Source organism: Enterobacter sp. 296B2, assembly GCF_034106185.1.
In the GTDB taxonomy this organism is placed as follows: Bacteria; Pseudomonadota; Gammaproteobacteria; order Enterobacterales; family Enterobacteriaceae; genus Enterobacter; species Enterobacter cloacae_N.
Genome location: NZ_JAWNCA010000015.1, coordinates 1 through 25,371, shown reverse-complemented (window position 1 = coordinate 25,371; position 25,371 = coordinate 1). Strand labels below are relative to the sequence as shown.

General features: G+C 55.2%; 28 protein-coding genes and 1 other annotated feature. Of the genes, 15 read left to right on the top strand and 13 right to left on the bottom strand.

Features of this window, described 5'->3' with window-relative positions:
• Positions 1–3 precede the first annotated feature (3 nt).
• The 3 genes from rluB to rnm form a co-directional block, all read right to left on the bottom strand.
• Positions 4–879: a 23S rRNA pseudouridine(2605) synthase RluB gene (gene rluB, locus URZ40_RS12815; RefSeq protein ID WP_028013408.1), complete on the bottom strand. Its 876-nt coding sequence runs from the start codon at positions 877–879 to the stop codon at positions 4–6.
• 96 nt (positions 880–975) lie between these two features.
• Positions 976–1,596 (bottom strand): L-threonylcarbamoyladenylate synthase, encoded by a 621-nt coding sequence (locus tag URZ40_RS12810; RefSeq protein WP_003856793.1) that lies wholly within the window; start codon positions 1,594–1,596, stop codon positions 976–978.
• Complete coding sequence (rnm, locus tag URZ40_RS12805) at positions 1,593–2,474, bottom strand: RNase RNM (RefSeq protein WP_407065513.1); 882 nt, start codon at positions 2,472–2,474, stop codon at positions 1,593–1,595. Before rnm ends, URZ40_RS12810 begins: the two co-directional genes overlap by 4 nt.
• Positions 2,475–2,613: 139 nt before the next feature.
• On the opposite strand from rnm, the gene trpL reads away from it, so the two are divergent.
• From trpL to yedF, 8 genes are all read left to right on the top strand, one after another.
• Positions 2,614–2,658: a trp operon leader peptide gene (trpL, locus tag URZ40_RS23185; RefSeq protein ID WP_116341108.1), complete on the top strand. Its 45-nt coding sequence runs from the start codon at positions 2,614–2,616 to the stop codon at positions 2,656–2,658.
• Positions 2,635–2,728 (top strand) — a sequence feature (Trp leader region). (Overlaps the previous gene by 24 nt.)
• A 25-nt stretch (positions 2,729–2,753) precedes the next feature.
• Positions 2,754–4,316, top strand: coding sequence for an anthranilate synthase component 1 (locus URZ40_RS12800; RefSeq protein ID WP_320720637.1), 1,563 nt, complete (start codon positions 2,754–2,756; stop codon positions 4,314–4,316).
• On the top strand, positions 4,316–5,911 hold the full coding sequence (gene trpD, locus URZ40_RS12795) for a bifunctional anthranilate synthase glutamate amidotransferase component TrpG/anthranilate phosphoribosyltransferase TrpD (protein ID WP_028013411.1): 1,596 nt from the start codon (positions 4,316–4,318) through the stop codon (positions 5,909–5,911). Before URZ40_RS12800 ends, trpD begins: the two co-directional genes overlap by 1 nt.
• Positions 5,912–5,914: 3 nt before the next feature.
• Complete coding sequence (trpCF, locus tag URZ40_RS12790) at positions 5,915–7,273, top strand: bifunctional indole-3-glycerol-phosphate synthase TrpC/phosphoribosylanthranilate isomerase TrpF (RefSeq protein WP_320720636.1); 1,359 nt, start codon at positions 5,915–5,917, stop codon at positions 7,271–7,273.
• Positions 7,274–7,283: 10 nt separating this feature from the next.
• Positions 7,284–8,477: a tryptophan synthase subunit beta gene (trpB, locus tag URZ40_RS12785; protein WP_028013413.1), complete on the top strand. Its 1,194-nt coding sequence runs from the start codon at positions 7,284–7,286 to the stop codon at positions 8,475–8,477.
• Entirely contained in the window at positions 8,477–9,286 is an 810-nt protein-coding gene (gene trpA / locus URZ40_RS12780; protein WP_116339476.1) for a tryptophan synthase subunit alpha, read from the top strand. Before trpB ends, trpA begins: the two co-directional genes overlap by 1 nt.
• Positions 9,287–9,467: 181 nt before the next feature.
• On the top strand, positions 9,468–10,679 hold the full coding sequence (gene yedE / locus URZ40_RS12775) for a selenium metabolism membrane protein YedE/FdhT (protein WP_320720635.1): 1,212 nt from the start codon (positions 9,468–9,470) through the stop codon (positions 10,677–10,679).
• Positions 10,676–10,909: a sulfurtransferase-like selenium metabolism protein YedF gene (gene yedF, locus URZ40_RS12770; RefSeq protein ID WP_003856774.1), complete on the top strand. Its 234-nt coding sequence runs from the start codon at positions 10,676–10,678 to the stop codon at positions 10,907–10,909. The genes yedE and yedF overlap by 4 nt, the downstream gene beginning before the upstream one ends.
• Positions 10,910–10,952: 43 nt before the next feature.
• On the opposite strand, the gene ompW is transcribed toward yedF, so the two are convergent.
• Complete coding sequence (gene ompW / locus URZ40_RS12765) at positions 10,953–11,585, bottom strand: outer membrane protein OmpW (RefSeq protein WP_116339472.1); 633 nt, start codon at positions 11,583–11,585, stop codon at positions 10,953–10,955.
• A gap of 282 nt (positions 11,586–11,867) precedes the next feature.
• Here ompW and URZ40_RS12760 point away from each other — a divergent pair, with 282 nt between their 5' ends.
• The 4 genes from URZ40_RS12760 (at position 11,868) to yciA (ending at position 14,137) form a co-directional block, all read left to right on the top strand.
• Positions 11,868–12,272 (top strand): YkgJ family cysteine cluster protein, encoded by a 405-nt coding sequence (locus URZ40_RS12760; protein ID WP_061097987.1) that lies wholly within the window; start codon positions 11,868–11,870, stop codon positions 12,270–12,272.
• 25 nt (positions 12,273–12,297) lie between these two features.
• The gene (locus URZ40_RS12755) at positions 12,298–13,041 is read left to right on the top strand and encodes a YciC family protein (RefSeq protein ID WP_023292236.1); all 744 of its coding nucleotides are present in this window, start codon (positions 12,298–12,300) and stop codon (positions 13,039–13,041) included.
• 56 nt (positions 13,042–13,097) lie between these two features.
• On the top strand, positions 13,098–13,637 hold the full coding sequence (locus tag URZ40_RS12750; RefSeq protein WP_061097985.1) for a septation protein A: 540 nt from the start codon (positions 13,098–13,100) through the stop codon (positions 13,635–13,637).
• Positions 13,638–13,741: 104 nt separating this feature from the next.
• Entirely contained in the window at positions 13,742–14,137 is a 396-nt protein-coding gene (yciA, locus tag URZ40_RS12745; protein ID WP_028013420.1) for an acyl-CoA thioester hydrolase YciA, read from the top strand.
• Positions 14,138–14,175: 38 nt separating this feature from the next.
• Here the strand turns inward: yciA and tonB are convergent, their stop codons facing one another.
• Positions 14,176–14,898 (bottom strand): TonB system transport protein TonB, encoded by a 723-nt coding sequence (tonB, locus tag URZ40_RS12740; RefSeq protein WP_193532760.1) that lies wholly within the window; start codon positions 14,896–14,898, stop codon positions 14,176–14,178.
• Between the two features lie 222 nt (positions 14,899–15,120).
• Between tonB and URZ40_RS12735 the strand changes: the two genes are divergently transcribed.
• The gene (locus URZ40_RS12735; RefSeq protein WP_049006872.1) at positions 15,121–15,417 is read left to right on the top strand and encodes a YciI family protein; all 297 of its coding nucleotides are present in this window, start codon (positions 15,121–15,123) and stop codon (positions 15,415–15,417) included.
• A gap of 34 nt (positions 15,418–15,451) precedes the next feature.
• Here URZ40_RS12735 and leuE read toward each other — a convergent pair whose 3' ends face one another.
• Complete coding sequence (gene leuE / locus URZ40_RS12730) at positions 15,452–16,087, bottom strand: leucine efflux protein LeuE (RefSeq protein ID WP_028013423.1); 636 nt, start codon at positions 16,085–16,087, stop codon at positions 15,452–15,454.
• Positions 16,088–16,193: 106 nt separating this feature from the next.
• Positions 16,194–16,367 (bottom strand): YciY family protein, encoded by a 174-nt coding sequence (locus URZ40_RS12725; protein WP_086379783.1) that lies wholly within the window; start codon positions 16,365–16,367, stop codon positions 16,194–16,196.
• A 144-nt stretch (positions 16,368–16,511) separates the two neighbouring features.
• Between URZ40_RS12725 and cls the strand changes: the two genes are divergently transcribed.
• Both cls and URZ40_RS12715 read left to right on the top strand, forming a co-directional pair.
• Positions 16,512–17,972 (top strand): cardiolipin synthase, encoded by a 1,461-nt coding sequence (gene cls, locus URZ40_RS12720; protein WP_028013424.1) that lies wholly within the window; start codon positions 16,512–16,514, stop codon positions 17,970–17,972.
• Between the two features lie 33 nt (positions 17,973–18,005).
• Positions 18,006–18,335, top strand: a complete 330-nt coding sequence (locus URZ40_RS12715) for an HI1450 family dsDNA-mimic protein (RefSeq protein ID WP_006810881.1) — start codon at positions 18,006–18,008, stop codon at positions 18,333–18,335.
• A 31-nt stretch (positions 18,336–18,366) separates the two neighbouring features.
• Here URZ40_RS12715 and URZ40_RS12710 read toward each other — a convergent pair whose 3' ends face one another.
• From URZ40_RS12710 to oppA, 6 genes are all read right to left on the bottom strand, one after another.
• Complete coding sequence (locus tag URZ40_RS12710) at positions 18,367–19,236, bottom strand: ion transporter (protein WP_204320744.1); 870 nt, start codon at positions 19,234–19,236, stop codon at positions 18,367–18,369.
• Positions 19,237–19,250: 14 nt separating this feature from the next.
• Positions 19,251–20,255: a murein tripeptide/oligopeptide ABC transporter ATP-binding protein OppF gene (gene oppF / locus URZ40_RS12705; RefSeq protein WP_116339415.1), complete on the bottom strand. Its 1,005-nt coding sequence runs from the start codon at positions 20,253–20,255 to the stop codon at positions 19,251–19,253.
• Positions 20,252–21,265, bottom strand: a complete 1,014-nt coding sequence (locus URZ40_RS12700; protein WP_061097981.1) for an ABC transporter ATP-binding protein — start codon at positions 21,263–21,265, stop codon at positions 20,252–20,254. Before URZ40_RS12700 ends, oppF begins: the two co-directional genes overlap by 4 nt.
• Positions 21,266–21,276: 11 nt before the next feature.
• On the bottom strand, positions 21,277–22,185 hold the full coding sequence (gene oppC, locus URZ40_RS12695; protein ID WP_116339411.1) for an oligopeptide ABC transporter permease OppC: 909 nt from the start codon (positions 22,183–22,185) through the stop codon (positions 21,277–21,279).
• Between the two features lie 14 nt (positions 22,186–22,199).
• Complete coding sequence (oppB, locus tag URZ40_RS12690) at positions 22,200–23,120, bottom strand: oligopeptide ABC transporter permease OppB (RefSeq protein WP_028013429.1); 921 nt, start codon at positions 23,118–23,120, stop codon at positions 22,200–22,202.
• 83 nt (positions 23,121–23,203) lie between these two features.
• A complete protein-coding gene (gene oppA / locus URZ40_RS12685; RefSeq protein ID WP_028013430.1) occupies positions 23,204–24,835 on the bottom strand; it encodes an oligopeptide ABC transporter substrate-binding protein OppA in 1,632 nt (543 codons plus the stop codon).
• Positions 24,836–25,371 lie beyond the last annotated feature (536 nt).

Below are 25,371 nucleotides of genomic sequence, written 5' to 3'. Positions count from 1 at the left end.
AAATTATCCGTTGTTATTCCGGCTGCCAGAGCGACGATTGCTGTTCACCTGGCTGTGTCGTTTCACCGCACGACGGATCTGATTCGCCTTCATGCGACGACGATCTTTCTCCACCGCCACTTTAGAAGTGGTTTCCGGAGTCAGGCCAACCAGCTCGCGCAGGTAGTTAGTCTGAGTAAGATCCAGCTCGGTATACCCCCCGCGCGGCAGGCCTTTCGGCAGCAGAATGTCGCCGTAGCGAACGCGGATCAGGCGGCTCACCTGCACGCCAACCGCTTCCCACAGACGACGCACCTCGCGGTTACGTCCCTCGGTCAGGGTGACGTTGTACCACTGGTTAATCCCTTCACCACCGGTAAATTTGATGGTTTTGAACGCCGCAGGGCCATCTTCCAGCTGCACGCCGCGCGACAGATCGCGCAGTTTATTCTCATCGACCTGGCCAAACACGCGCACCGCGTATTCACGTTCCACTTCGCGGCTTGGGTGCATCAAACGGTTTGCCAGTTCACCATCGGTGGTAAACAGCAGCAGACCGCAAGTGTTCACGTCCAGACGACCTACGGCAATCCAGCGAGCGCCGCGCAGTTTTGGCAGACGGTCAAACACCGTCGGACGACCTTCCGGATCGTTGCGGGTACACAGCTCGCCTTCCGGCTTGTAGTACGCCAGCACGCGGCAGATTTGTTCTGCGGACTCTTTTACGGAGATAAGATGGCCGTCGATGCGGATCTTCAGCCCCGGTACGATTTCAACGCGGTCACCCAGCGTGGCGATTTTACCGTCCACACTCACGCGGCCCGCTTCAATAATGGCTTCGATTTCACGGCGTGAACCGTGGCCGGCGCGCGCCAGCACTTTCTGTAACTTCTCGCTCATTGAGCTTCCTCAGGTGTCGCCTTCACAGGCGTCGAATCAGGTCAAAACAGGGCCGAGCCCTGCTTTGATGGCCGCGTAGTATATCTGCTTACACCTCTACAAGAAAGGCTTAACATCACCCACGCCTTCACGAATCACTTCCGGCGCATCTTCAGTGAGATCCACAACGGTGGTCGGCTGCTGGCCGAGATAACCGCCGTGAATAATCAGCTCCACCACTTTCTCCAGGCGATCTTTGATCTCTTCCGGATCGGACTCGGTAAACTCGCTTCCCGGAAGCATCAGCGAGGTAGAGAGCATCGGTTCGCCGAGGGTCTCCAGCAGCGCCTGGGCAATCGGGTTCGACGGCACGCGCATCCCGATGGTTTTACGCTTCTCCTGCAACAGACGGCGCGGCACCTCTTTCGTCCCTTTCAGGATGAAGGTGTAGTTCCCCGGCGTGTTGTTCTTAATCAGGCGAAACGCCACGTTATCCACATAAGCATAGGTCGACAGCTCAGAGAGATCGCGGCACATCAGAGTAAAGTTATGGCCGTCTGGTAGCTGACGGATGCGACAGATACGCTCCATCGCCCCTTTATCTTCAATTTTGCAGCCCAGCGCGTAGCCAGAATCGGTTGGGTAGACTATCACGCCCCCTTTGCGGACGATCTCCACGGCCTGGTTAATCAGACGTGGCTGCGGGTTATCCGGATGGATATAGAAAAACTGACTCATACTTCCCTCTCTTCAATTTGCTGCGGCTGCTCCCAGAGCTGCCAGACCGGCTCAACGCCAGCGGGTAGCCAGAGCTTGCGCCCGAGTTCGATCCACGCGCAGGGCTGATGGAAATCAGAGCCCTGTGACCCAAGCAGGCCAAACTGGCGGGCGTAAGTCGCGAGCTGCGCGCGCTCGTTGGGCGCCTGCTGACACTGGGCGACTTCCATCGCCTCGCCACCGCATTCGGCAAAGTGCGCCAGCAGTCTTTTCAGCCATTTAGCAGAAAGATTATACCGTCCCGGATGGGCCAGCACGGCCTTACCGCCAGAATGATGAATCACATCAATAGCTTGTTTTATTGTACACCACTGTGGCGGAACGTATCCGGTTTTCCCGCGCGCCAGATACTTTTTAAAGACCTCCGCCATGGTCGTCGCTTTACCCACTTGAACCAGAAAACGGGCGAAATGTCCGCGGGTGACCGCCCCGCCGTTCGCCAGCTTTCGCGCTCCTTCCAGCGCCCCCGGAATATGCGCCTTTTCCAGGCGCTCGCCGATCATCTCCGCGCGCTGGTTGCGACGCGTTTTTTGTTCTTGCAAAAAGGCAAGAAGTGCCGGATGTTCTATATCAATGTTCAGGCCAACGATATGAATCTCATGGTTTTCCCAGACGGTCGATATCTCGACGCCGGGGACCAGATTCAGCGCCAGCCCGCTGCGGGCAATCTCGGCGCGCGCTGCCGGAATGGCGTCGGTGGTGTCGTGATCGGTTATCGCCAGCGTGCCGACACGCATTTCAACCGCGCGATGAACCAGGGCTTCGGGTGTCAGCAGGCCATCAGAAGCCTGAGTATGGCTGTGTAAATCATAAATAATCGCGTAGGTGGTATCGCTCAAAGCACTTCCCATATCAGGTTGGAGACATCCGAAACAGCCATGATACCGACTTAACGTGAAATTCTGAAATCAAGGGTTGACAACACGCCACCGAACTAGTTAACTAGTACGCAAGTTCACACGATAAAGGTATCTGAAAATGACGGCACATTTCACTCTGCACGGTTGGTGGCGCACTACCTGATATTCGGGCAGTGTCACGCGTCTGCGAAATGCAAACAGATACCCGCCCGCTAACCAGCGGGCTTTTTTTTGAACAGAATAAATGAGAACAACAACATGCAAACAGCCAAACCCCATCTTGAACTGTTGACCTGCGAGGCGGCCTATCGCCACAACCCGACCGCGCTGTTTCATCAGGTGTGCGGCGCGCGTCCGGCGACGCTGCTGCTGGAGTCTGCGGATATCGACAGCAAGGACGATCTGAAAAGCCTGCTGCTGGTCGACAGCGCGCTGCGCATTACCGCATTAGGTGACACCGTCACCATTAAGGCGCTTTCTGACAATGGCGCATCGCTGCTGCCGCTGTTAGATGAGGCTCTGCCTGCGGGCATCGACAATGAACGTCACCCTGACCTGCGAATTTTGCATTTCCCGCCGGTAAGCCAGCTGCTGGACGAAGACGCGCGCCTCTGCTCGCTGTCCGTATTCGATGCCTTCCGACTGCTGCAAAATCTGGTGACCGTGCCGGAAGATGAGCGTGAAGCCATGTTCTTCGGCGGGCTGTTTGCTTACGACCTGGTTGCCGGTTTTGAAGATTTGCCAGAAACCGAGCAGGGCAACCGCTGCCCGGACTACTGTTTCTATCTGGCCGAAACCCTGCTGGTGATCGACCATCAGAAACAATACACCCGCATTCAGGCCAGCCTGTTCACGTCTTCTGGCGCTGAGAAAAATCGTCTGGAGCACCGCATTGCCCAACTGCAGCAGCAAATGACGGAAGCGCCGCCTGCGCTACCGGTGCAGCGCGTCGAGAAGATGACCTGTGAGGTTAACCAGACCGACGATCAATACGGTGCCGTGGTTCGCCAGATGCAAAAGGCGATTCGCGCCGGGGAGATATTCCAGGTGGTGCCTTCCCGCCGTTTCTCTCTGCCCTGCCCGTCGCCGCTTGCAGCTTACGACGTGCTGAAGAAGAGCAACCCGAGCCCGTACATGTTCTTTATGCAGGACAACGATTTCACGCTGTTCGGCGCCTCGCCGGAAAGCTCGCTGAAATATGACGCCACCAGCCGCCAGATTGAGATCTACCCGATTGCAGGTACCCGTCCGCGAGGCCGTCGTGCCGATGGCTCGCTGGACCGCGATCTGGACAGTCGCATCGAACTGGAAATGCGTACCGACCATAAGGAGCTCTCCGAGCACCTGATGCTGGTTGACCTGGCGCGTAACGACCTGGCGCGTATTTGCACGCCGGGCAGCCGCTACGTGGCGGACCTGACCAAAGTCGACCGCTACTCCTTCGTGATGCACCTGGTCTCCCGCGTGGTGGGTGAGCTGCGCAGCGACCTCGACGTGCTGCACGCCTACCGCGCCTGTATGAACATGGGCACCCTGAGCGGCGCGCCGAAGGTGCGTGCCATGCAGCTTATCGCCGAAGCGGAAGGACGTCGGCGCGGGAGCTACGGCGGCGCGGTGGGTTACTTCACCGCCCACGGCGACCTCGATACCTGCATCGTGATCCGTTCCGCCTACGTAGAGGACGGTATTGCTACCGTTCAGGCCGGCGCCGGGATTGTTCTCGACTCTGTTCCGCAGTCTGAAGCTGACGAAACCCGCAGTAAAGCGCGCGCGGTATTGCGCGCCATCGCTACCGCACACCACGCACAGGAGATTTTCTGATGGCTGACATTCTGCTGCTCGATAATATCGACTCCTTTACCTATAACCTGGCAGATCAGCTGCGTGCAAATGGCCACAACGTCGTTATCTACCGTAACCACGTTCCGGCTCAGACCCTGATTGACCGTCTGGCGACCATGCAAAACCCGGTGCTGATGCTCTCCCCGGGGCCGGGCGCGCCGAGCGAAGCGGGCTGTATGCCCGAGCTGCTGACCCGCATGCGCGGCAAGCTGCCAATTATCGGTATCTGCCTGGGTCACCAGGCGATCGTGGAAGCCTACGGCGGCTACGTCGGCCAGGCGGGAGAGATCCTGCACGGTAAAGCCTCCAGTATTGAACATGACGGCCAGGCAATGTTTGCCGGGCTGCCGAATCCGCTCCCGGTCGCGCGCTACCATTCGCTGGTCGGCAGCAACATTCCGGCCGGGCTGACCATCAACGCCTCGTTCGAAGGGATGGTGATGGCGGTACGCCACGATGCGGATCGCGTCTGCGGGATGCAGTTCCACCCGGAATCTATTTTGACCTCCAATGGCGCACGCCTGCTGGAGCAGACCCTTGACTGGGCATTACAGAAGCTGGAGCAGACCAACACCCTGCAGCCGATTCTGGAAAAACTATATCAGGCGCAGACCCTGAGCCAGCAAGAGAGCCACCAGCTCTTCTCCGCCGTGGTGCGCGGTGAGCTGAAGCCTGAACAACTGGCGGCAGCGCTGGTCAGCATGAAGGTGCGCGGCGAAAGCCCGCAGGAGATCGCCGGCGCGGCCACTGCCCTGCTGGAAAATGCCGCCCCGTTCCCGCGCCCTGACTATCAGTTTGCCGATATCGTCGGAACCGGTGGTGACGGCAGCAACAGTATTAACATCTCCACCGCCAGCGCGTTCGTGGCGGCGGCGTGTGGTTTGAAGGTAGCGAAACACGGTAACCGCAGCGTCTCCAGCCGTTCAGGCTCGTCCGATCTGCTGGCCGCTTTTGGCATCAACCTGGAGATGAATGCCGAGCGTTCACGCGAAGCGCTGGACGATCTGGGCGTTTGCTTCCTGTTTGCGCCGAAATATCACACCGGTTTCCGCCACGCCATGCCGGTTCGCCAGCAGCTTAAAACCCGCACGCTGTTTAACGTGCTCGGCCCGCTGATCAACCCGGCCCATCCGCCACTGGCATTAATTGGCGTTTACAGCCCTGAGCTGGTCCTGCCGATTGCCGAAACGCTGCGCGTGCTGGGTTACAAACGCGCCGCCGTGGTGCACAGCGGCGGAATGGATGAAGTTTCGCTGCATGCGCCGACGCTGGTGGCCGAGCTTAACGATGGCGAAGTGCTCAGCTATCAGCTTGAGGCGTCTGATTTCGGCTTAACGCCGTACCATCAGGAAGCGCTGGCAGGCGGTACGCCGGAAGAAAACCGTGACATTCTGACGCGCTTACTACAAGGTAAAGGTGAGGCCGCTCATGAGGCCGCCGTGGCTGCCAACGTCGCCATGCTGATGCGTTTGCACGGTGAGGAAGACCTGAAGGCCAATGCTCAAAAAGTTCTGGATGTACTGCGCTCCGGTGCAGCTTACGATCGCGTTACCGCACTTGCGGCAAGAGGGTAAAGAATGCAGACCGTTTTAGCGAAAATCGTTGCCGATAAGGCCATCTGGGTGGAAGCACGCAAAGCAGAGCAGCCGCTTGCCAGTTTCCAGAATGACGTCGTCCCAAGCAGCCGTCGTTTCTATGACGCCCTGCAGGGTGCACGCACCGCCTTTATTCTGGAGTGCAAAAAGGCGTCTCCCTCAAAAGGCGTTATTCGTGACGATTTTGACCCGGCGCGTATCGCCGGTATTTATAAGCATCATGCGTCGGCTATCTCCGTGCTGACGGATGAGAAATATTTCCAGGGCAGCTTCGATTTTCTGCCGATCGTCAGCGGCATCGCGCCGCAGCCGATCCTGTGCAAAGACTTTATTATCGATCCGTATCAGATCTGGCTGGCGCGTTTCTACCAGGCCGATGCCTGCCTGCTGATGCTCTCGGTACTGGACGACGAACAGTATCGCCAGCTTGCTGCCGTGGCGCACAGCCTGAAAATGGGCGTGCTGACCGAAGTGAGTAACGAAGAAGAGCTCGAGCGTGCCATTGCGCTGGAAGCCAAAGTGGTCGGCATCAACAACCGCGATCTTCGCGACCTGTCGATTGACCTGAACCGCACGCGCCAGCTGGCTCCGCGTCTGGGTTCTGGCGTCACGGTGATCAGCGAATCCGGCATTAACAGCTACGCCCAGGTGCGCGAGCTGAGCCACTTCGCCAACGGTTTCTTGATTGGCTCCGCCATGATGGAGCATGACGATCTCAACGCGGCGGTGCGTCGCGTGCTGCTGGGTGAAAACAAAGTCTGCGGCTTAACCCGTGAACAGGATGCACTGGCCGCGTATGAGGCTGGGGCAATCTATGGCGGTTTGATCTTCGTTGACGCCTCACCTCGCACAGTCAATGAGGAACAGGCCCGCAAGGTAATCGCAGCGGCCCCGCTGAGCTATGTTGGCGTATTCCGCAATGCGGATATCGCGGACGTTGTGGCAAAAGCCGCGACGTTATCCCTGAGTGCCGTTCAGCTCCATGGCGAAGAAGATCAGGCGTATATCAATGCCCTGCGCGATGCGCTGGCACCGCAGGTTCAGATCTGGAAAGCACAAAGCGTGGGCAGCACCCTGCCCGCACGTAATCTTAACCACGTTGACAAATACGTGCTCGATAACGGTCAGGGCGGCACCGGACAGCGTTTTGACTGGTCGCTGCTGAACGGCGAAAAGCTGGACAACGTCCTGCTGGCGGGCGGACTAAGTCCGGATAACTGTGTGGAAGCCGCGCAAACCGGCTGTGCAGGCCTCGATTTCAATTCAGGCGTAGAGTCGCAACCGGGTATAAAAGATGCCAGCAAGCTGGCCTCAGTGTTTAAAACTCTGCGTGCATATTAAGGAAGAGAAGATGACGACATTACTTAATCCGTATTTTGGTGAGTTCGGCGGGATGTACGTTCCGCAAATCCTGATGCCCGCGCTGCGCCAGCTGGAAGAAGCGTTCGTGAGCGCGCAGAAAGATCCTGCGTTTCAGGCGGAGTTTACCGACCTGCTGAAAAACTACGCCGGCCGTCCAACCGCGCTGACCAAATGCCGCAACCTGACCGAAGGCACCAAAACCACGCTGTATCTTAAGCGTGAAGACCTGCTGCACGGCGGCGCGCATAAAACTAACCAGGTGCTGGGCCAGGCGCTGCTCGCAAAGCGTATGGGTAAAACCGAAATCATCGCCGAAACCGGCGCGGGACAGCACGGCGTGGCTTCTGCGCTCGCCAGCGCCCTGCTCGGCCTGAAGTGCCGCATCTACATGGGCGCGAAAGACGTTGAGCGTCAGTCGCCGAACGTGTTCCGTATGCGCCTGATGGGTGCGGAAGTGATCCCGGTGCACAGCGGCTCCGCGACGCTGAAAGATGCCTGTAACGAAGCGCTGCGCGACTGGTCAGGCAGCTACGAAACCGCGCACTATATGCTCGGTACCGCGGCGGGCCCGCACCCGTTCCCGACCATCGTGCGCGAATTCCAGCGCATGATCGGTGAAGAGACCAAAGCGCAAATCCTTGAAAAAGAGGGGCGTCTGCCGGATGCGGTGATTGCCTGCGTTGGCGGCGGATCTAACGCCATCGGCATGTTTGCCGATTTTATCGACGAAACCCGCGTAGGGTTGATTGGCGTCGAGCCTGCCGGTCACGGGATTGAAACCGGCGAGCACGGCGCGCCGCTGAAGCATGGCCGCGTGGGGATTTACTTCGGCATGAAAGCCCCGATGATGCAGACCGATGAAGGGCAGATTGAAGAGTCTTACTCGATTTCTGCCGGACTGGATTTCCCGTCCGTTGGGCCGCAGCACGCGTTTCTGAACAGTACGGGGCGCGCGGATTATGTCTCCATTACCGATGATGAAGCGCTGGAAGCCTTCAAAACGCTGTGCCGCAGCGAAGGTATCATCCCGGCACTTGAGTCTTCACACGCGCTGGCGCACGCGCTGAAAATGATGAAAGAGAACCCGGAAAAAGAGCAGCTGCTGGTCGTTAACCTTTCCGGTCGCGGTGACAAAGATATCTTCACCGTTCACGATATTCTGAAAGCACGAGGGGAAATCTGATGGAACGCTACGATAATGCATTTGCTGAACTGAAATCCCGCCAGGAAGGCGCGTTCGTTCCCTTCGTTACCCTGGGCGACCCTGGCCCGGAGCAGTCTCTGAAGATTATCGACGCCCTGATCGAAGCCGGCGCCGACGCGCTGGAGCTGGGCATTCCGTTCTCCGATCCACTGGCGGATGGCCCGACCATCCAGAACGCCACCCTGCGCGCGTTTGCCGCAGGCGTAACCCCAACCCAGTGCTTTGAGATGCTGGCGGCGATCCGCCAGAAGCACCCGACCATTCCGATTGGCCTGCTGATGTACGCCAACCTGGTGTTTAACCGTGGTGTTGACGAGTTCTACGCCGAGTGCGCGCGCGTGGGTGTTGACTCGGTGCTGGTAGCAGACGTGCCCGTTGAAGAGTCTGCGCCGTTCCGCCAGGCGGCAATGCGCCATAATGTCGCCCCGATTTTCATCTGCCCACCAAACGCTGATGACGAACTGCTGCGCCAGATTGCCTCTTACGGACGCGGATATACCTACCTGCTCTCCCGCGCAGGCGTGACCGGTGCCGAGAATAAAGCAGCACTGCCGCTGCATCATCTGGTGGAGAAGCTGGCCGAATACCATGCCGCGCCTCCGCTGCAGGGCTTCGGGATTTCCTCTCCGGATCAGGTCACTGCGGCAATTGAGGCGAAGGCGGCTGGCGCCATCTCCGGCTCCGCGATAGTGAAGATCATCGAGAAGAACGTGGACAAGCCCGAGCAGATGCTGAACGAATTGAAAGCGTTCGTGACCGCAATGAAAGCGGCGACGCGGAAAGCATAATCCCTCCACCGTCTGGCATCTCTGCCAGACGGTTACGCCTCCTTCACCATCCACTACAAAGGATCACGTCAAAATTGATCCCTTCGATATTTTCGGTGTGAATAGCTTCCCATTCTTGCCTGCAGGCGTATGATCTGGACTCTTTTTTATCTTTAATCCTTCTGAGTTCAGAGGCTTATTCATGTCATGGCAATACTTCAAGCAGACTTACCTGGTTAAGTTCTGGTCACCAGTTCCGGCCGTCATCGCGGCAGGCATTCTCTCTACTTATTATTTCGGCATTACCGGCACCTTCTGGGCCGTCACCGGCGAGTTCACCCGCTGGGGTGGTCAGCTGCTGCAACTTGCAGGCGTGCATACCGAAGAGTGGGGCTACTTCAAACTGATTCACCTGGAAGGCACACCGCTTACCCGCATCGACGGGATAATGATTGTCGGCATGTTTGGCGGCTGCTTCGCCGCGGCGCTGTGGGCAAACAACGTTAAGCTGCGCATGCCCAAAAGCCGTATTCGCATTCTGCAGGCGGTAGCAGGGGGTATAATTGCCGGGTTTGGTGCCCGCCTGGCGATGGGCTGCAACCTGGCCGCTTTCTTTACGGGGATTCCGCAGTTCTCGCTTCATGCCTGGTTTTTTGCTGTCGCCACGGCAATCGGCTCTTACTTTGGGGCAAAATTCACCCTGCTGCCGCTGTTCCGCATCCCGGTGAAAATAACAAAAGTCAGCGCGGCGTCCCCGCTAACCCAGAAGCCGGACCAGGCAAAGCGTCGTTTCCGCCTGGGTATGCTGGTCTTTTTTGCCATGATCGCGTGGGCCATTTGCACGGCGATGAATCAGCCGAAGCTTGGCCTGGCGATGTTGTTCGGCGTCGGCTTTGGTCTGCTGATCGAACGCGCGCAGATCTGCTTTACCTCCGCGTTTCGCGATATGTGGATCACCGGACGGACGATGATGGCGAAGGCAATCATTGCCGGTATGGCGGTGAGCGCTATCGGCATCTTCAGCTACGTTCAGTTAGGCGTGGAACCGAAAATCATGTGGGCTGGCCCAAACGCGGTGATTGGCGGCCTGCTGTTTGGCTTCGGGATTGTGCTGGCGGGCGGGTGTGAAACCGGCTGGATGTATCGCGCGGTAGAGGGACAGGTGCACTACTGGTGGGTCGGGCTGGGTAACGTCATCGGCTCAACCATTCTGGCGTACTACTGGGACGACGTCTCTCCGGTACTTGCAACGAACTGGGACAAGGTCAACCTGCTGAGCACCTTCGGTCCCCTTGGCGGTCTGCTGGTCACCTATGCCCTGCTGCTGGTCGCTTTTTTACTGGTTGTTGCGCAGGAGAAACGTTTCTTCCGCCGCGCCACCGTTAAAACTGAAACGCAGGAGAACGCTGCATGAAAGAGATCGTCCCCGATTATCGACTGGATATGGTCGGTGAACCCTGCCCGTATCCGGCGGTTGCCACGCTTGAGGCGCTACCGCAGCTCAAAAAAGGTGAAATTCTGGAGGTGGTCAGCGATTGTCCGCAGTCCATCAACAACATTCCGCTGGATGCAAAAAACCACGGTTATACGGTGCTGGATATCCAGCAGGATGGGCCAACCATTCGCTATTTGATTCAGAAGTAATATACGAAATGCGCCCCCTCGGGGGCGCATCGAACAGCCTGAATTAGAAACGATAACCCGCAGAGAACATAAACACCCACGGATCCAGACGCGTATTGATGCTTTGCTGCTCACCGCCCGCCTTGAAGCGCACGTCCGTATCAATGTCCATGTACCAGACCGAGGCGTTGATCAGCCAGTCGCGGTTAATCAGATAGTCCAGACCAACCTGCCCCGCCATGCCCCACGAGTCTTTCAGGCTGAGATCGGAGAGACCTGCCTCTTTCCCGGTATCGTTGAATTTCTCATCGAAGAAGGTGGTGTAGTTGACACCTGCGCCAATATACGGACGCACCTTGCTGCTGGCATCGCCAAAGTACCATTGCGCCATCAGCGTTGGCGGCAAGTGGTGAACCGTGGCGATATCACCGGTTGCCCCAAGACCGACCCGGTGACGGAACGGCGTTGCCGCCAGAAGCTCAACGCCAACGTTATCCGTCGCCATATAGGTGAACGTTAACCCCAACTGGGTGTTGTTACTGACGTTAAAACCGCCCATCCCCAGCACGTTATCCGAACCTTCAGTTGGGCGAACCGTGGCCGAACCGGCACGAATAAAGAACTCGCCTGCTTCATGCGCGTACGCGCCGCCAGAGAGACTGCTTAATACAAGGGCTGCCACCGCTAATTTTTTCATATCCGCTCCATCGTTGTGGTTTTAATCGCGGATGAGAATATACTCACAAAAGAGTAATAAGTGATCTGCCACAGATCACATTAAAACCAGTAAGTTAACATTCATTGATCTGGGTTAATTTTTTGTGGCGCCCTGAAAAGCAATAAGTTGTTTCTATGTCAATTTTTAGCATTTCACAGTTACAAAATTTTCTCTTTTCTCCCTCTTGCTCTTCCTCTGGCGGCTGGATAATTTATCGTTCTCACAAGTTGATTTGATGCGTTCTTCTTTTGCAGGTGTGCCATGAGTGAAGTTAACCCGTGCATGACGTGCGGAGCCTGTTGTGCGTATTTTCGAGTCTCTTTCTACTGGGCCGAAGCCAGCGATGGCGGCGGTACCGTTCCGGTTCATCTCACTGAGCCAGTCACTCCTTTTCTGCGGTGTATGCGCGGCACAAACCAAAAGCAGAGCCGCTGCGCGGCCTTACAGGGGGAGCCGGGCATCTCTACCCGGTGCGCTATCTATGAAGATCGCCCCAGCCCGTGCCGGGAATTTGCCATGTCCGGCGAAGATGGGCAGGTCAATGAAGCCTGTAATCGTGCCCGGGCACGCTTTGGATTACCGCCGCTTTACAAAGATATGCTTTTCCATACAAGCCTTGATGCTGCCACAGCAGGTGCATCCGGTGTACAATTGCCGGCTAATTAACACCTGCAATACTCAAGGAGAGTGCATGTCTATCACGGCGAAGTCTGTCTACCGTGACACGGGAAATTTTTTCCGCAATCAGTTCATTACCTTTTTACTGATCGCGTTGCTTTGCGCCTTTATCACTGTGGTGCTGGGTCATGCGTTCTCACCGAGTGAAGAACAGATTGCCAGCCTGAGCCAGGGCGACCATCTGGCAGGAAGCGTGGGGCTGTTTGAACTGGTGCAAAACATGACGCCGGAGCAGCAACAGATTCTGCTGCGGGCTTCTGCCGCATCCACTTTCTCCGGGCTCATTGGTAATGCGATTCTGGCAGGTGGCGTTCTGCTGATGATTCAGCTGGTGTCGGCGGGCCACCGGGTCAGCGCCTTACGGGCGATTGGAGCCAGCGCGCCGGTCTTACCTAAGCTGTTTATCCTGATCTTTTTAACCACCATGCTGGTGCAGATGGGGATTATGCTGGTCGTGGTGCCGGGCGTGTTACTGGCTATCGTGCTTGCTTTTGCTCCCGTGATGGTTGTGCAGGATAAAATGGGGATTTTTACCGCGATGCGCAGCAGCATCAGGCTGGCATGGGCGAACATGCGTCTGGTAGCGCCCGCCGTGATCGGCTGGCTGCTGGCAAAAACGCTCCTGCTCCTGTTTGCACCCAATTTTGCGGTATTAACCCCGAATGTTGGCGCGGTGGTCGCGAATACGCTGAGCAACCTGATTTCAGCGGTACTGCTGGTCTATCTGTTCCGCCTGTATATGTTAATTCGTCAGTAATCCTGATGCCGGGAGGATGATCTTTCCCGGCTCAACAGAGAAGATGGAATCACAGAATGAAGCAGTTTCTTGATTTTTTACCGCTGGTTGTCTTTTTCGCATTTTATAAGCTGTATGACATTTATGCTGCGACCACGGCGCTGATTATTGCGACTGCGGTTGTGCTGATCTACAGCTGGGTGCGCTACCGTAAAGTTGAAAAAATGGCGCTGGTGACGTTCGTCCTGGTCGCCGTATTCGGTGGACTAACCCTTTTCTTCCACAATGATGAATTCATTAAGTGGAAAGTTACGGTGATCTATGCGCTGTTTGCGGGTGCCTTACTGATCAGCCAGTGGGTGATGAAAAAACCTCTGATTCAGCGCATGCTCGGCAAAGAGCTGACGCTGCCTCAGGAGGTCTGGTCTCGCCTGAATATCGCCTGGGCGGTGTTCTTTATCCTTTGCGGTCTTGCCAATATCTATATTGCCTTCTGGCTGCCGCAAAACATTTGGGTCAACTTTAAGGTCTTCGGCCTGACGGCCCTGACGCTGATTTTCACCCTGCTAAGCGGCGTTTATATTTATCGCCACATGCCGCAGGACGATAAGCACTGATTGCTGACTGACCAGAACGTGTTCGACAGGCGTTCTGGTCTATTCTCTCCGCTGTGAAATCATAGTAGCATCCCGCCTGAAGTCTTCCGTTATGAGTTAAAACAATGACAACAAATAACGCCCCTCAGGGCGAACTGGTTTTACGCACACTGGCAATGCCCGCTGACACTAATGCCAATGGCGATATTTTTGGCGGCTGGCTGATGTCGCAGATGGATATGGGCGGCGCAATTCTGGCAAAAGAGATTGCTCATGGGCGCGTGGTGACCGTGCGGGTGGATGGAATGACCTTCCTGCGCCCGGTTGCGGTAGGTGATGTGGTTTGCTGTTACGCCCGCTGCGTAAAACGCGGCAATACCTCCATCTCCATCAACATTGAAGTCTGGGTGAAGAAAGTTTCTTCTGAACCGATTGGGCAGCGCTATAAAGCAACTGAAGCGCTGTTTATTTATGTAGCTGTCGATAGCGAGGGTAAACCTCGTCAGCTTCCGCCAGCCTGAACGACAGGCAAAAAAAAGCCTCCTTCCGGAGGCTTTTCTTATTCCATCTGCGCCCCGCCATTAAGGCGGAAAACAATGTTCACGATCAGTCCACTACCCGGTTTACCGGGTTCGTAGCGCCATCTGCGCATTGCCGATTTCACTTCGCGCTCAAACATATTTGAAGGTTGAGCAGACAGGATTTCCACGTTATCAACGCGGCCATCCGCAGTGACGTCAAATTTCACCCGTACGCGGCCTTCAATGCGTAAGGCCTGAGCTCGCGCCGGGTACTGAGGCTGATTACGGCTCAACGCACGTGGGCCTGCCGGTGCGGCAACCGTCGGCTTCGCGGCCGGCGCGCTGTTATTCATAACCGGACGCGAAGGCGCCGTATTCTCGACCGGCTGGGTCGCGCGCGGTTCAATCGGGCGTTCTTCACGTTTTGGACGCTCTTCAACCTTCTTAACCGGCTTTGGCTTCGGCTTAGGTTTTGGCTTTGGTTCAGGTTTATGGATCACCACCGGTGCTTCCTTCGGTGGTTCCGGGACAGGCTCGGGTTCCGGCTCAGGCTCAGCAACAGGCTGTGGCGGGGGCGGCGCAACCTGCGGCGGTTCGAGATCCGCTGGCGAGACCATGGTCACCGAGATCGGCTGGGCGGGTGCGGGCATTTCAATAACCTGATGAACCGAAGTGTAGAGCAAACCCGCGACGACGGCACCGTGAATCACTACGGACAGCAGCGTCGGCCAGGGAAAGCGGCGAGGTAAATCAAGGGTCATCGAAATCATAATCATCAACGTTAAAAAACCGAACTTCGATTTTAAATGCAAATAGCAATCATATTCAATAAGACACTTTGTTCTGGCGCAATTTAAGCGCTGGAGTGGTCAAAAAAGGGGCACTCAGATCGGGGGATTAACGTTGCTTTTATCTTTACATTGCAGTTAATTGCCCTTTCACATAACGTAACTGACACTTTATTACGCTTAAGGAGCTTCACCGTGCTTTACGTGATCTACTCTGAAGATGTCGCTGATTCCCTCGAAAAACGTCTCTCGGTTCGCCCTGCCCATCTGGCTCGCCTGCAGTTGCTCCAGGACGAAGGCCGTTTGTTGACCGCAGGTCCAATGCCTGCTGTTGACAGCAATGACCCTGGCGCCGCCGGTTTCTCTGGCTCCACGGTCATTGCGGAGTTTGAGTCTCAGGAAGCGGCGCAGGCCTGGGCTGACGCAGACCCATACGTTGCGGCGGGTGTGTATGCGAAAGTGACGGTGCGGCCATATAAGAAAGTGTTCTGATGTAAAAAGGCTCCAGCAGGAGCCTCTTTTCACATCAATGCAGCGACGCTAACCGCGCCGCAAATCCAACAAACAGCAGCCCTATCAGCCCGTTCCCCAACTTTGCCAGCTTCTTTTTGGTTTTCAGATAACGCGTGACAAACGCCCCGGAGAAGATCAGGAAGCTCATGTACATAAAGCTAATCAGCTCAAGCGTGGTGGCGAGGATCAGGAAAGAGGTCCCGGTATTTTGCGCATTCACGTCGATAAACTGCACAAAGAACGAAACGTAGAACAGAATCGCTTTTGGATTGGTCAGGCTCAGGACGAGGGAGCGTTTCATGATCGTGCTGGCCGGCTCGGTTCCGCTCTCTTGAGCGTTATTCTGACGGGTAATTACCGACCAGAGCATTTTGCCCCCCAGCCACAGCAGATAGAAGGCCCCAAGATAGCGCACGATATTAAAGAGTACGGGGGTCGTCTGGATCAATGCCGCAACACCCGCCCAGGCCAGAAACATCAATACCGCATCACCGATAAACACACCGGTCGCGGCAAGATACCCTTTTTTCACTCCGTGACCAATCCCGGTTTTCAGCACAAACAGGGTGTTTGGCCCGGGAACCAGCACGATAAAAAATGCGCCAACAACATACGTCCAGAAATTCAGTACACCAAACTCCGCAAACACCTCTCTCTCCTTTTGCTAAAAATAACCGGAATATCGCCGCAATAACGATATTCGCAAAATCAGACACTATAAAATCAGCGGGCACCTTGCGGTGCCCTCATGGGTTTCAGATATCCTGGACTGCGAACAGCAACGCATTGCGGTGCCGGGTCAATCCACATTTTCTGATGGCGTGGATACGCATATTGCGGCGGGATTGTGCCTCCAGCCAACGAGCCTTACGACGACTCACCTGTCGCAACATGCGCCAGCGCCCTACTTCTGTTCTACTGCGCTTCATGTCTACAACTCTTTCTCAAACAGAGTCGCCATTATAAACCCAACCCGGCAGCAAACCAGCGCTTTTACCTGGCGTTTTTATTTGCCAGATGAATCCTGATGCGTACACTCATAACAATACGCTTTCAAAAGGATTTTTTTAACTATGACAACCTTCTACACCGTGGTGAGTTGGCTGGTCATTCTGGGATACTGGCTGTTAATCGCGGGTGTGACGTTACGCATCCTGATGAAGCGCAGAGCCGTACCCTCTGCCATGGCCTGGCTTCTGATCATTTATATCCTCCCACTGGTGGGAATTATTGCCTATCTCTCTTTCGGTGAGCTTCATTTGGGTAAACGCCGGGCCGAGCGGGCGCGTGCCATGTGGCCTTCCACTGCGAAGTGGCTTAACGATCTCAAAGCCTGCAAGCATATCTTTGCCGAGGAGAACAGCAGCGTCGCCTCCTCGCTGTTTAAGCTCTGCGAGCGCCGCCAGGGGATTGGCGGCGTGAAGGGCAATCAGCTCCAGCTACTGACGTCGTCCGATGATGTCATGCAGGCATTGATTCGCGATATTCAGCTGGCTCGCCATAATATTGAGATGGTGTTTTATATCTGGCAGCCCGGCGGCATGGCTGACCAGGTCGCTGAATCCCTGATGGCGGCCGCGCGCCGGGGGATCCACTGCCGTCTGATGCTGGACTCCGCGGGCAGCGTGGCATTTTTCCGTAGCCCCTGGGCGGGCATGATGCGTAACGCCGGTATCGAGGTGGTTGAGGCGCTGAAGGTTAATCTCCTGCGCGTGTTTCTGCGCCGGATGGACCTTCGCCAGCACCGTAAAATGGTCATGATAGATAACTATATTGCCTACACAGGCAGTATGAACATGGTTGACCCGCGCTTCTTTAAACAGGATTCCGGCGTCGGGCAATGGGTGGATCTGATGGCGCGAATGGAGGGGCCGATTGCCACCTCGATGGGCATCGTGTACTCCTGCGACTGGGAGATAGAGACCGGCAAGCGTATCCTGCCGCCGCCGCCGGATGGCAATATCATGCCGTTTGAAGAGGCCAGCGGCCATACAATTCATACCATCGCCTCCGGACCAGGCTTCCCGGAGGACTTGATTCATCAGGCGCTGCTGACGGCAACCTACTCCGCGCGTGAATATCTGATCATGACGACGCCCTACTTTGTCCCCAGCGATGACCTGCTGCACGCGATTTGTACCGCAGCGCAGCGCGGTGTCGATGTGAGTATCATTCTGCCGCGCAAAAATGACTCCCTTCTGGTGGGCTGGGCCAGCCGTGCCTTCTTTAGCGAACTGTTGGCTGCCGGGGTGAAAATTTATCAGTTTGAAGGCGGGCTATTGCACACCAAGAGCGTGCTGGTTGACGGCGAGTTAAGCCTGGTGGGCACGGTTAACCTTGATATGCGCAGCCTGTGGCTAAACTTTGAAATCACCCTGGTGATTGATGACGCCGGCTTTGGCGGTGACCTGGCGGCGGTTCAGGATGACTATATCTCCCGCTCGCGGCTGCTGGATGCCAGGCTCTGGGTAAAACGTCCGCTATGGCAGCGAATAGCTGAACGACTGTTTTACTTCTTTAGTCCGTTGCTGTAAAACGTGCCCAACGATGTTAAACAGGTAGTCATCATGGAAATGGATCTGAACAATCGCCTGACCGAAGACGAAACGCTCGAGCAGGCCTATGACATTTTTCTCGAACTGGCGGTTGATAACCTCGATCCCGCAGACGTGATCCTCTTTAATCTGCAGTTCGAAGAGCGCGGCGGTGCCGAATTATTCGACCCTTCAGAGGACTGGGCCGAACATGTGGATTTCGACCTGAATCCTGACTTCTTTGCCGAAGTGGTAATTGGGCTGGCTGATGAAGACGGAGGGGAAATTAACGACATCTTCGCCCGCGTCCTGCTGTGTCGCGAGAAAGACCACAAGCTGTGCCATATACTCTGGCGCGAATAATAAAAAAGGCTGCGATGGCAGCCTTTTTTATTTAATCCGGTAACGCACTTCCGCAGCGGTTGCAAAACCGCGCGCTATGTTCATGATCGGCCTGGTGGCAGTTCGGACATTTGCGCCGCTGTTTATGGTTCTGAAACGCACTGCTCATGTGCGTGGTGATAAGCCCCGTCGGGATGGCAATAACCGAGTACCCAATCAGAATCAGCACGGATGCCACTATCCGCCCCAGCGGCGTATGGGGCGTGATATCGCCATACCCCACGGTCGTAACGGTCACTATCGCCCAGTAGACGGACGCATTGAGCGTCGCGAAGCCATATTTCGGCCCTTCTATCAAATACATCAGCGCGCCGAAAACAATCATGACGATGGCAATAAACGAATAGAAAAGAATAAGCTGGTGTCGTGCGCTGACGATCGCGCTCCAGAATACCCGCAGCGACGGCATAAAGCGCAGCAACTTCAGGATACGTAATACCCGAATAACGCGCATCGCTCGCCAGGCGAAAACATAGTTGAGGCTGATCTCCGGCCACAACCACATCACATAGAGCGGCAGGATAGTGGCTAAATCAATGAAGCCCCAGAAGCTGAAGACGTACTTTGCCGGGTTGGGCCAACAAACTACCCGCAAAATATACTCAGCGGTAAAGACCAGGGTGATAATCAATTCCAGCCAGACAAAGGCATGCCATTCCTCAAATGTCAGGTGATACTGCGTACCGACACCGGATTCAATAAATATGACCACTACGCTAAGTAACGCAAACAGCGCGCAGAGACCTTCAAAACGGCGTCCCGATACCGTTTCGGGATCGAATAAAAGATGATAGAGCCGACGACGGGCTGAGGTGAATAAACGCGACACGATAACCTCGCAAAAAATAAGGGCTGACATCATGTCAGCCCTTACGATTATAACGGGTCTACTTTCAGGCAGGAAACCGCATGTCGGAAACTGCCTTCCAGCACCGGTCGCGTTTTCGCACATTCCGGCCCCGCCATCGGGCATCGCGTGCGGAACACGCAGCCCGACGGTGGGTTAATTGGCGACGGCAATTCCCCTTCCAGAAGCTGAATCGTTTTATTCTTTTCCAGATCGGGGTCAGGGATCGGCACCGCCGACATCAGCGCTCTGGTGTAAGGGTGCAGCGGGTTGTGATACACCTCATCGTAGGTACCTAACTCCACGGCATGGCCGAGATACATCACCAGCACGCGGTCTGAGATGTGTTTTACCACCGCCAGGTCGTGCGCGATAAAGATCAGCGACAGCCCCATTTCGCGTTGCAGCTTCTGAAGCAGGTTCACCACCTGCGCCTGAATAGACACATCCAGCGCGGAAACCGGCTCATCACAGATTATCAGCTTAGGTTCGAGGATCAGCGCACGGGCAATACCAATACGCTGGCACTGGCCGCCGGAGAATTCGTGCGGATAACGGTTGATGAGGTTAGGCAACAGGCCGACTTTCAGCATCATCGCCTTCACGCGGTCGCGCACTTCCTGACGCGACATCTTAGGATGATAGGTGCGCAGCGGTTCGGCGATAATCTCACCGATGGTCATACGCGGGTTTAATGACGCCAGCGGATCCTGGAAAATCATCTGGATATCGCTGCGCACGTCGCGCCACTCGTCAGGTTTCATGCCCAGCAGATCTTTACCCAGCCAGGCTACTTTGCCGCCGGTGGCTTTCACCAGTCCGATAATCGCACGCGCAAAGGTGGATTTACCGCAGCCAGACTCTCCCACCACACCCAGGGTCTCCCCTTCGTACAGGCGCAGCGTGACGCCATCCACCGCTTTCAGGGTCTTCGGCGGCTGCCAGAACCACTGCTTGCCGTCTTTGATGTCGAAATGCACCTTAAGGTCAGCGATTTCGAGAAGCACGTTGCGTTTTTCATCTACTGCGTTCATACCAGCTCCTCCTGCGGCTTAAAGCAGGCGCGCAGACGGCCTGGGGCAAATTCTTCCAACGGCGGCGCGCTGTTGCAGATTTCCATTGCGTGCGGGCAGCGCGGCTGGAATGGACAGCCTTTCGGCAGACGCAGCAGGTTTGGCGGGTTGCCAGGAATGGTGAGCAGGGATTCCCCTTCCGCATCAAGACGCGGCACCGCGTTCAGCAGGCCAATGGAGTAAGGATGGGCAGGCTGATAGAACACGTCACGCGCTTTGCCGTATTCCATGGTGCGCCCGGCATACATCACCAGCACTTTGTCACAGATACCTGCCACGACACCGAGATCGTGGGTGATCATGATAATCGCCGTGTTGAACTCACGCTTAAGCTCGTTCAACAGGGTCATGATTTGCGCCTGAACGGTCACGTCCAGCGCGGTAGTCGGTTCATCGGCAATCAGCAGCTTCGGCCGACACAGCAACGCCATCGCAATCATCACGCGCTGACGCATACCGCCGGAAAACTCGTGCGGGAACATGCGCATGCGCTTGCGCGCTTCCGGCATTTTCACCGCATCCAGCATTTTCACGGATTCCTCAAAGGCTTCCGCTTTGCCCAGGCCTTTGTGCAGCATCAGAACTTCCATAAGCTGCTCGCCGACGCGCATATACGGGTTCAGCGAAGTCATCGGATCCTGGAAAATCATTGAGATCTGCTCGGCGCGAAGCTTGTTCAGCTCGTGCTCCGGTAAGTTGAGGATTTCACGGCCGTTGAATTTTGCCGAACCGCCAATCACGCCGTTCGCGGCCAGCAGGCCCATCAGCGCAAAGGCGGTCTGGGATTTTCCGGAACCGGATTCCCCCACGATCCCCAACGTTTCACCTTTGCTCAGGTTAAAGTTGAGATCGTTGACTGCGGTCACATCCCCGTCCGGCGTTTTAAAGGTCACGCGGAGGTCTTTCACATCCAGCAGAAGGTTGCTCTGCTGTTGCGCCTGAGGCGCGGTGGCCGTTTCAATTATTGTCATGACGGCGCTCCTTAACGGTCTTTCGGGTCGAGGGCATCACGCAGGCCATCGCCGATAAAGTTAAAACAAAACAGGGTGACGACCAGGAAACCCGCCGGATAAAGCAACAGCCACGGTGAAACTTCCATCGAGTTTGCGCCGTCGCTCAGCAGCGCGCCCCAACTGCTCAGTGGCTCCTGCGTACCCAGCCCCAGGAAGCTGAGGAAGGATTCAAACAGGATCATGCTTGGCACCAGCAGTGATGCATAGACCACCACCACGCCCAGCACGTTAGGCACGATATGACGAACCACGATATTACTGGTTGATACGCCCCCTACCTGCGCCGCTTCGATAAACTCTTTGCGTTTGAGGCTCAGCGTCTGGCCGCGCACGATACGCGCCATATCCAGCCAGGAAACCATCCCGATAGCCACGAAGATCAACAGAATGTTCTGGCCAAAGAAGGTCACCAGCAAAATAACGAAGAACATAAACGGGAAGGAGTTCAGGATTTCCAGCAAACGCATCATCACTGAGTCTACTTTGCCGCCAAGGTAGCCGGAGAGCGCGCCGTAAAGCGTCCCCACAATCACCGCCACCAGCGCGGCAGCGATACCGACCATCAGTGAAATACGACCACCAATCGCCACGCGCACCAGCAAATCACGGCCGGATGAATCGGTACCGAAATAGTGGCCAGACTCCATATCCGGCGCGCTGGACATCATGCCCCAGTCCGTATCGAAATAGGTAAATTGCGACAGCATAGGTGCCAGGGTCACAAAAAGCGCGATGATCACCAGAACCACCAGGCTGGCGACCGCGGCACGGTTGTGCATAAAGCGACGGCGCGCGTCCTGCCAGAGGCTACGACCTTCTACTTCCAGTTTTTCACTGAAGTTTTCCAGCACCTCGCTGTTTTTCTTACTCAACATCATGGCGTGCTCCAGCGTTAGTAACGGATTTTCGGGTCGATAACGGCATACAGCACATCGACAACGGCGTTAAAGAGAATGGTCAGCGCGCCCACGAGGATCGTGAGGCTCAGAACGAGCGAGTAGTCACGGTTAAGCGCCCCGTTAACAAACAGCTGACCAATGCCCGGCAGGCCATAGATCGTTTCGATAACCATTGAACCCGTAATGATGCCGACGAATGCCGGTCCCATATAGGAAAGCACTGGCAGCAGCGCCGGCTTGAGCGCGTGGCGGAAGATGATCCGGCGCATCGGCAGCCCTTTCGCGCGTGCGGTACGGATGAAGTTTGAGTGCAGCACTTCGATCATAGAACCACGGGTGATACGCGCAATACTGGCGATGTATGCCAGCGATAATGCCACCATCGGTAAAATCATGAACTTCAAAGCCCCGCCGTTCCAGCCGCCCCCGGGCAGCCATTTCAGCGTGATGGCAAATATCATCACCAGCAATGGCGCGACAACGAAACTGGGTATCACTACCCCGGTCATTGCCACCCCCATTACGGCATAATCCCATTTGGTATTTTGTCTGAGCGCGGCGATAACGCCTGCGGTGACTCCGAGAACGACGGCCAGAATGAATGCTGCAGCACCCAGTTTTGCCGACACCGGGAAGCTGGAGGCCACCAGGTCGTTAACGGAATAGTCTTTATATTTAAATGACGGTCCAAAATCACCGTGCGCCAGCTGCTTCAGATAGTTGAAGTATTGAGTGGTGATGGGATCGTTTAAGTGATACTTCGCCTCGATGTTCGCCATAACTTCCGGCGGCAGCGTGCGTTCACCGGTAAATGGACTTCCCGGCGCGAGACGCATCATAAAGAAGGAAATCGTAATTAGAATAAATAGCGTTGGTATCGCTTCTAAGCAGCGACGCAGGATAAATTTCAACATTGCCCGTACCTTCTGGCGTGTGCCTGATGAATGTTACAAAGTAGACACAGTGGGGCAAGCCAGGCTCGCCCCACGTATTGCCATTAATGCTTGATAATATAGAGATTCTTAACGGAAATGTTATCCAACGGGTCTTTACCGGTATAACCCCCTACCCACGGTTTCACCAGACGGGCGTTAACGTAGTAGTAAACCGGTACAATTGCAGAATCTTTATCGAGCTGCTCTTCTGATTTCGCGTACAGCTCTGCGCGCTGCGCATCGTCAGACACTTTCAGCGTTTCGGCGATGATCTTGTCGAACGCCGGGCTCTTATAGTGCGCCGTGTTGTTGGAACTGTCGCTGAGCATGGTGTTCAGGAATGAGGTCGGTTCGTTATAGTCCGCACACCAACCCGCACGCGCCACGTCGAAGGTCCCCTGATGACGCGTATCGAGGAAGGTTTTCCACTCCTGGTTTTCCAGCTTAACGTTCACGCCCAGGTTTTTCTTCCAGATAGACGCGACCGCAATCGCCAGTTTCTTATGCAGATCTGATGTGTTGTACAGCAGGTTAAACGTCAGCGGTTTATCTGCGGTGTATCCTGCTTCAGCCAGCAGTTTTTTCGCCTCTTCGTTTCGTTTTTCCTGTGACCACTTGAACCACTCAGGCTCAACCAGCTTCATCCCATCGGTATACGGAGGTGTGTAGCTGTACGCTGGCAGATCGCCCTGGTTTTTCACTTTGTTCACGATAATATCGCGATCCAGTGCCAGCTTCAGCGCAGTACGAACGCGCACGTCGGTGAACGGTGCTTTCTGGTTGTTGATTTCGTAGTAATAGGTGCACAGATACGGATCGACGTGAACTTCTTTCGGGATCTCTTTCTTCAGCTTCTGGAACAGTTCAATCGGCATGTTGTTATAGGTCATGTCGATTTCGCCGCTGCGGTAGCGGTTAACGTCGGTCACTTCGGAAGAGATTGGCAGGTAGGTGACCTGATTAATAACGGTCTTAGCGTTATCCCAGTACTGCGGGTTACGCTCCAGCACCATACGTTCGTTGACCACCCAGTCTTTGAGCTTATAGGCACCGTTGGTCACGATATTGGCAGGCTGTGTCCATTTTTCACCAAATTTTTCGACAGCGGATTTTGGTACAGGCGATACGGACGGGTGAACCAGCAGCTTATAGAAGTACGGAACAGGTTCGCTCAACGTCACTTCAAAGGTATTAGCATCAATCGCCTTCACGCCCAGGTCGGTGACCGGCTTTTTACCAGCGATGATGTCATCGATATTGGCGATGTGGCCATACTGCAGATAGCTCGCATACGGAGAAGCGGTGTTTGGATTCGCCAGACGCTGCCAGCTATACACGAAATCTTCGGCGGTAACCGGTGTACCGTCGGACCATTTGGCATCTTTACGCAGATGGAAGGTCCAGACTTTGAAATCTTTGTTTTCCCACTTTTCTGCCACACCCGGTGCCGGGTGGCCGTCTACGTCAGTCACCAGCAAGCCTTCGAAAAGGTCGCGGTTAACGTTCGACTCAGGAACGCCTTCAATTTTGTGCGGGTCGAGAGACTGCACTTCCGCACCGTTGTTACGAACCAGCGTCTGTTTCTCCGCCAGTTGAACACCTGCAGGAACGTCCGCAGCCATTGCAGCGTTGCCCGCGATTAGCGCAGTTAAAATCCCCGCCGCTACCAGATTTTTTTTTGTGATGATGGACATTGTGTTGGTACTCCACTCATTATAATTACTGGCTTTCGCCAGCTGTTTAATCCCCTGTTGGGGCCTGTACAGCGCAGGAGTTTTTTTTGCTGCTGTCAGGTTCTTTTTTTACTTCTTGCTATCACCGACTTTTTTATTACTGACCGCTCGTATGGCCGTCTTGCGTCGATTCTTGCCAGGCCTCCCCTGTTTGAGACCTGTGCCGGATATCTGAGAAGAGGACTATATGAAAATAATTCTCATCTGGTTGTTTTATGCTGCAAAATATTAGGCCGGAAAGTATCAAATGGCGTAAACACGCGCCAATACATTTTGCAAATTTGTTAAGCAATTCTCTTTTACGGTGAGTGCCGTATCTTTGGTGGCGGCCCTGCCAGACGTTGAACATTAAGAAAAACCAATAATATTCAAAATGATAGAGAAAGTTTTCTCTACAAGCGCGTCGCTGCGCTATCGTCGCGTGATTTTGTACAAAAATTTAACAACTGGTTATTATTTAGCACATTCATCTACATGAATGTTGAAATTACTAATAT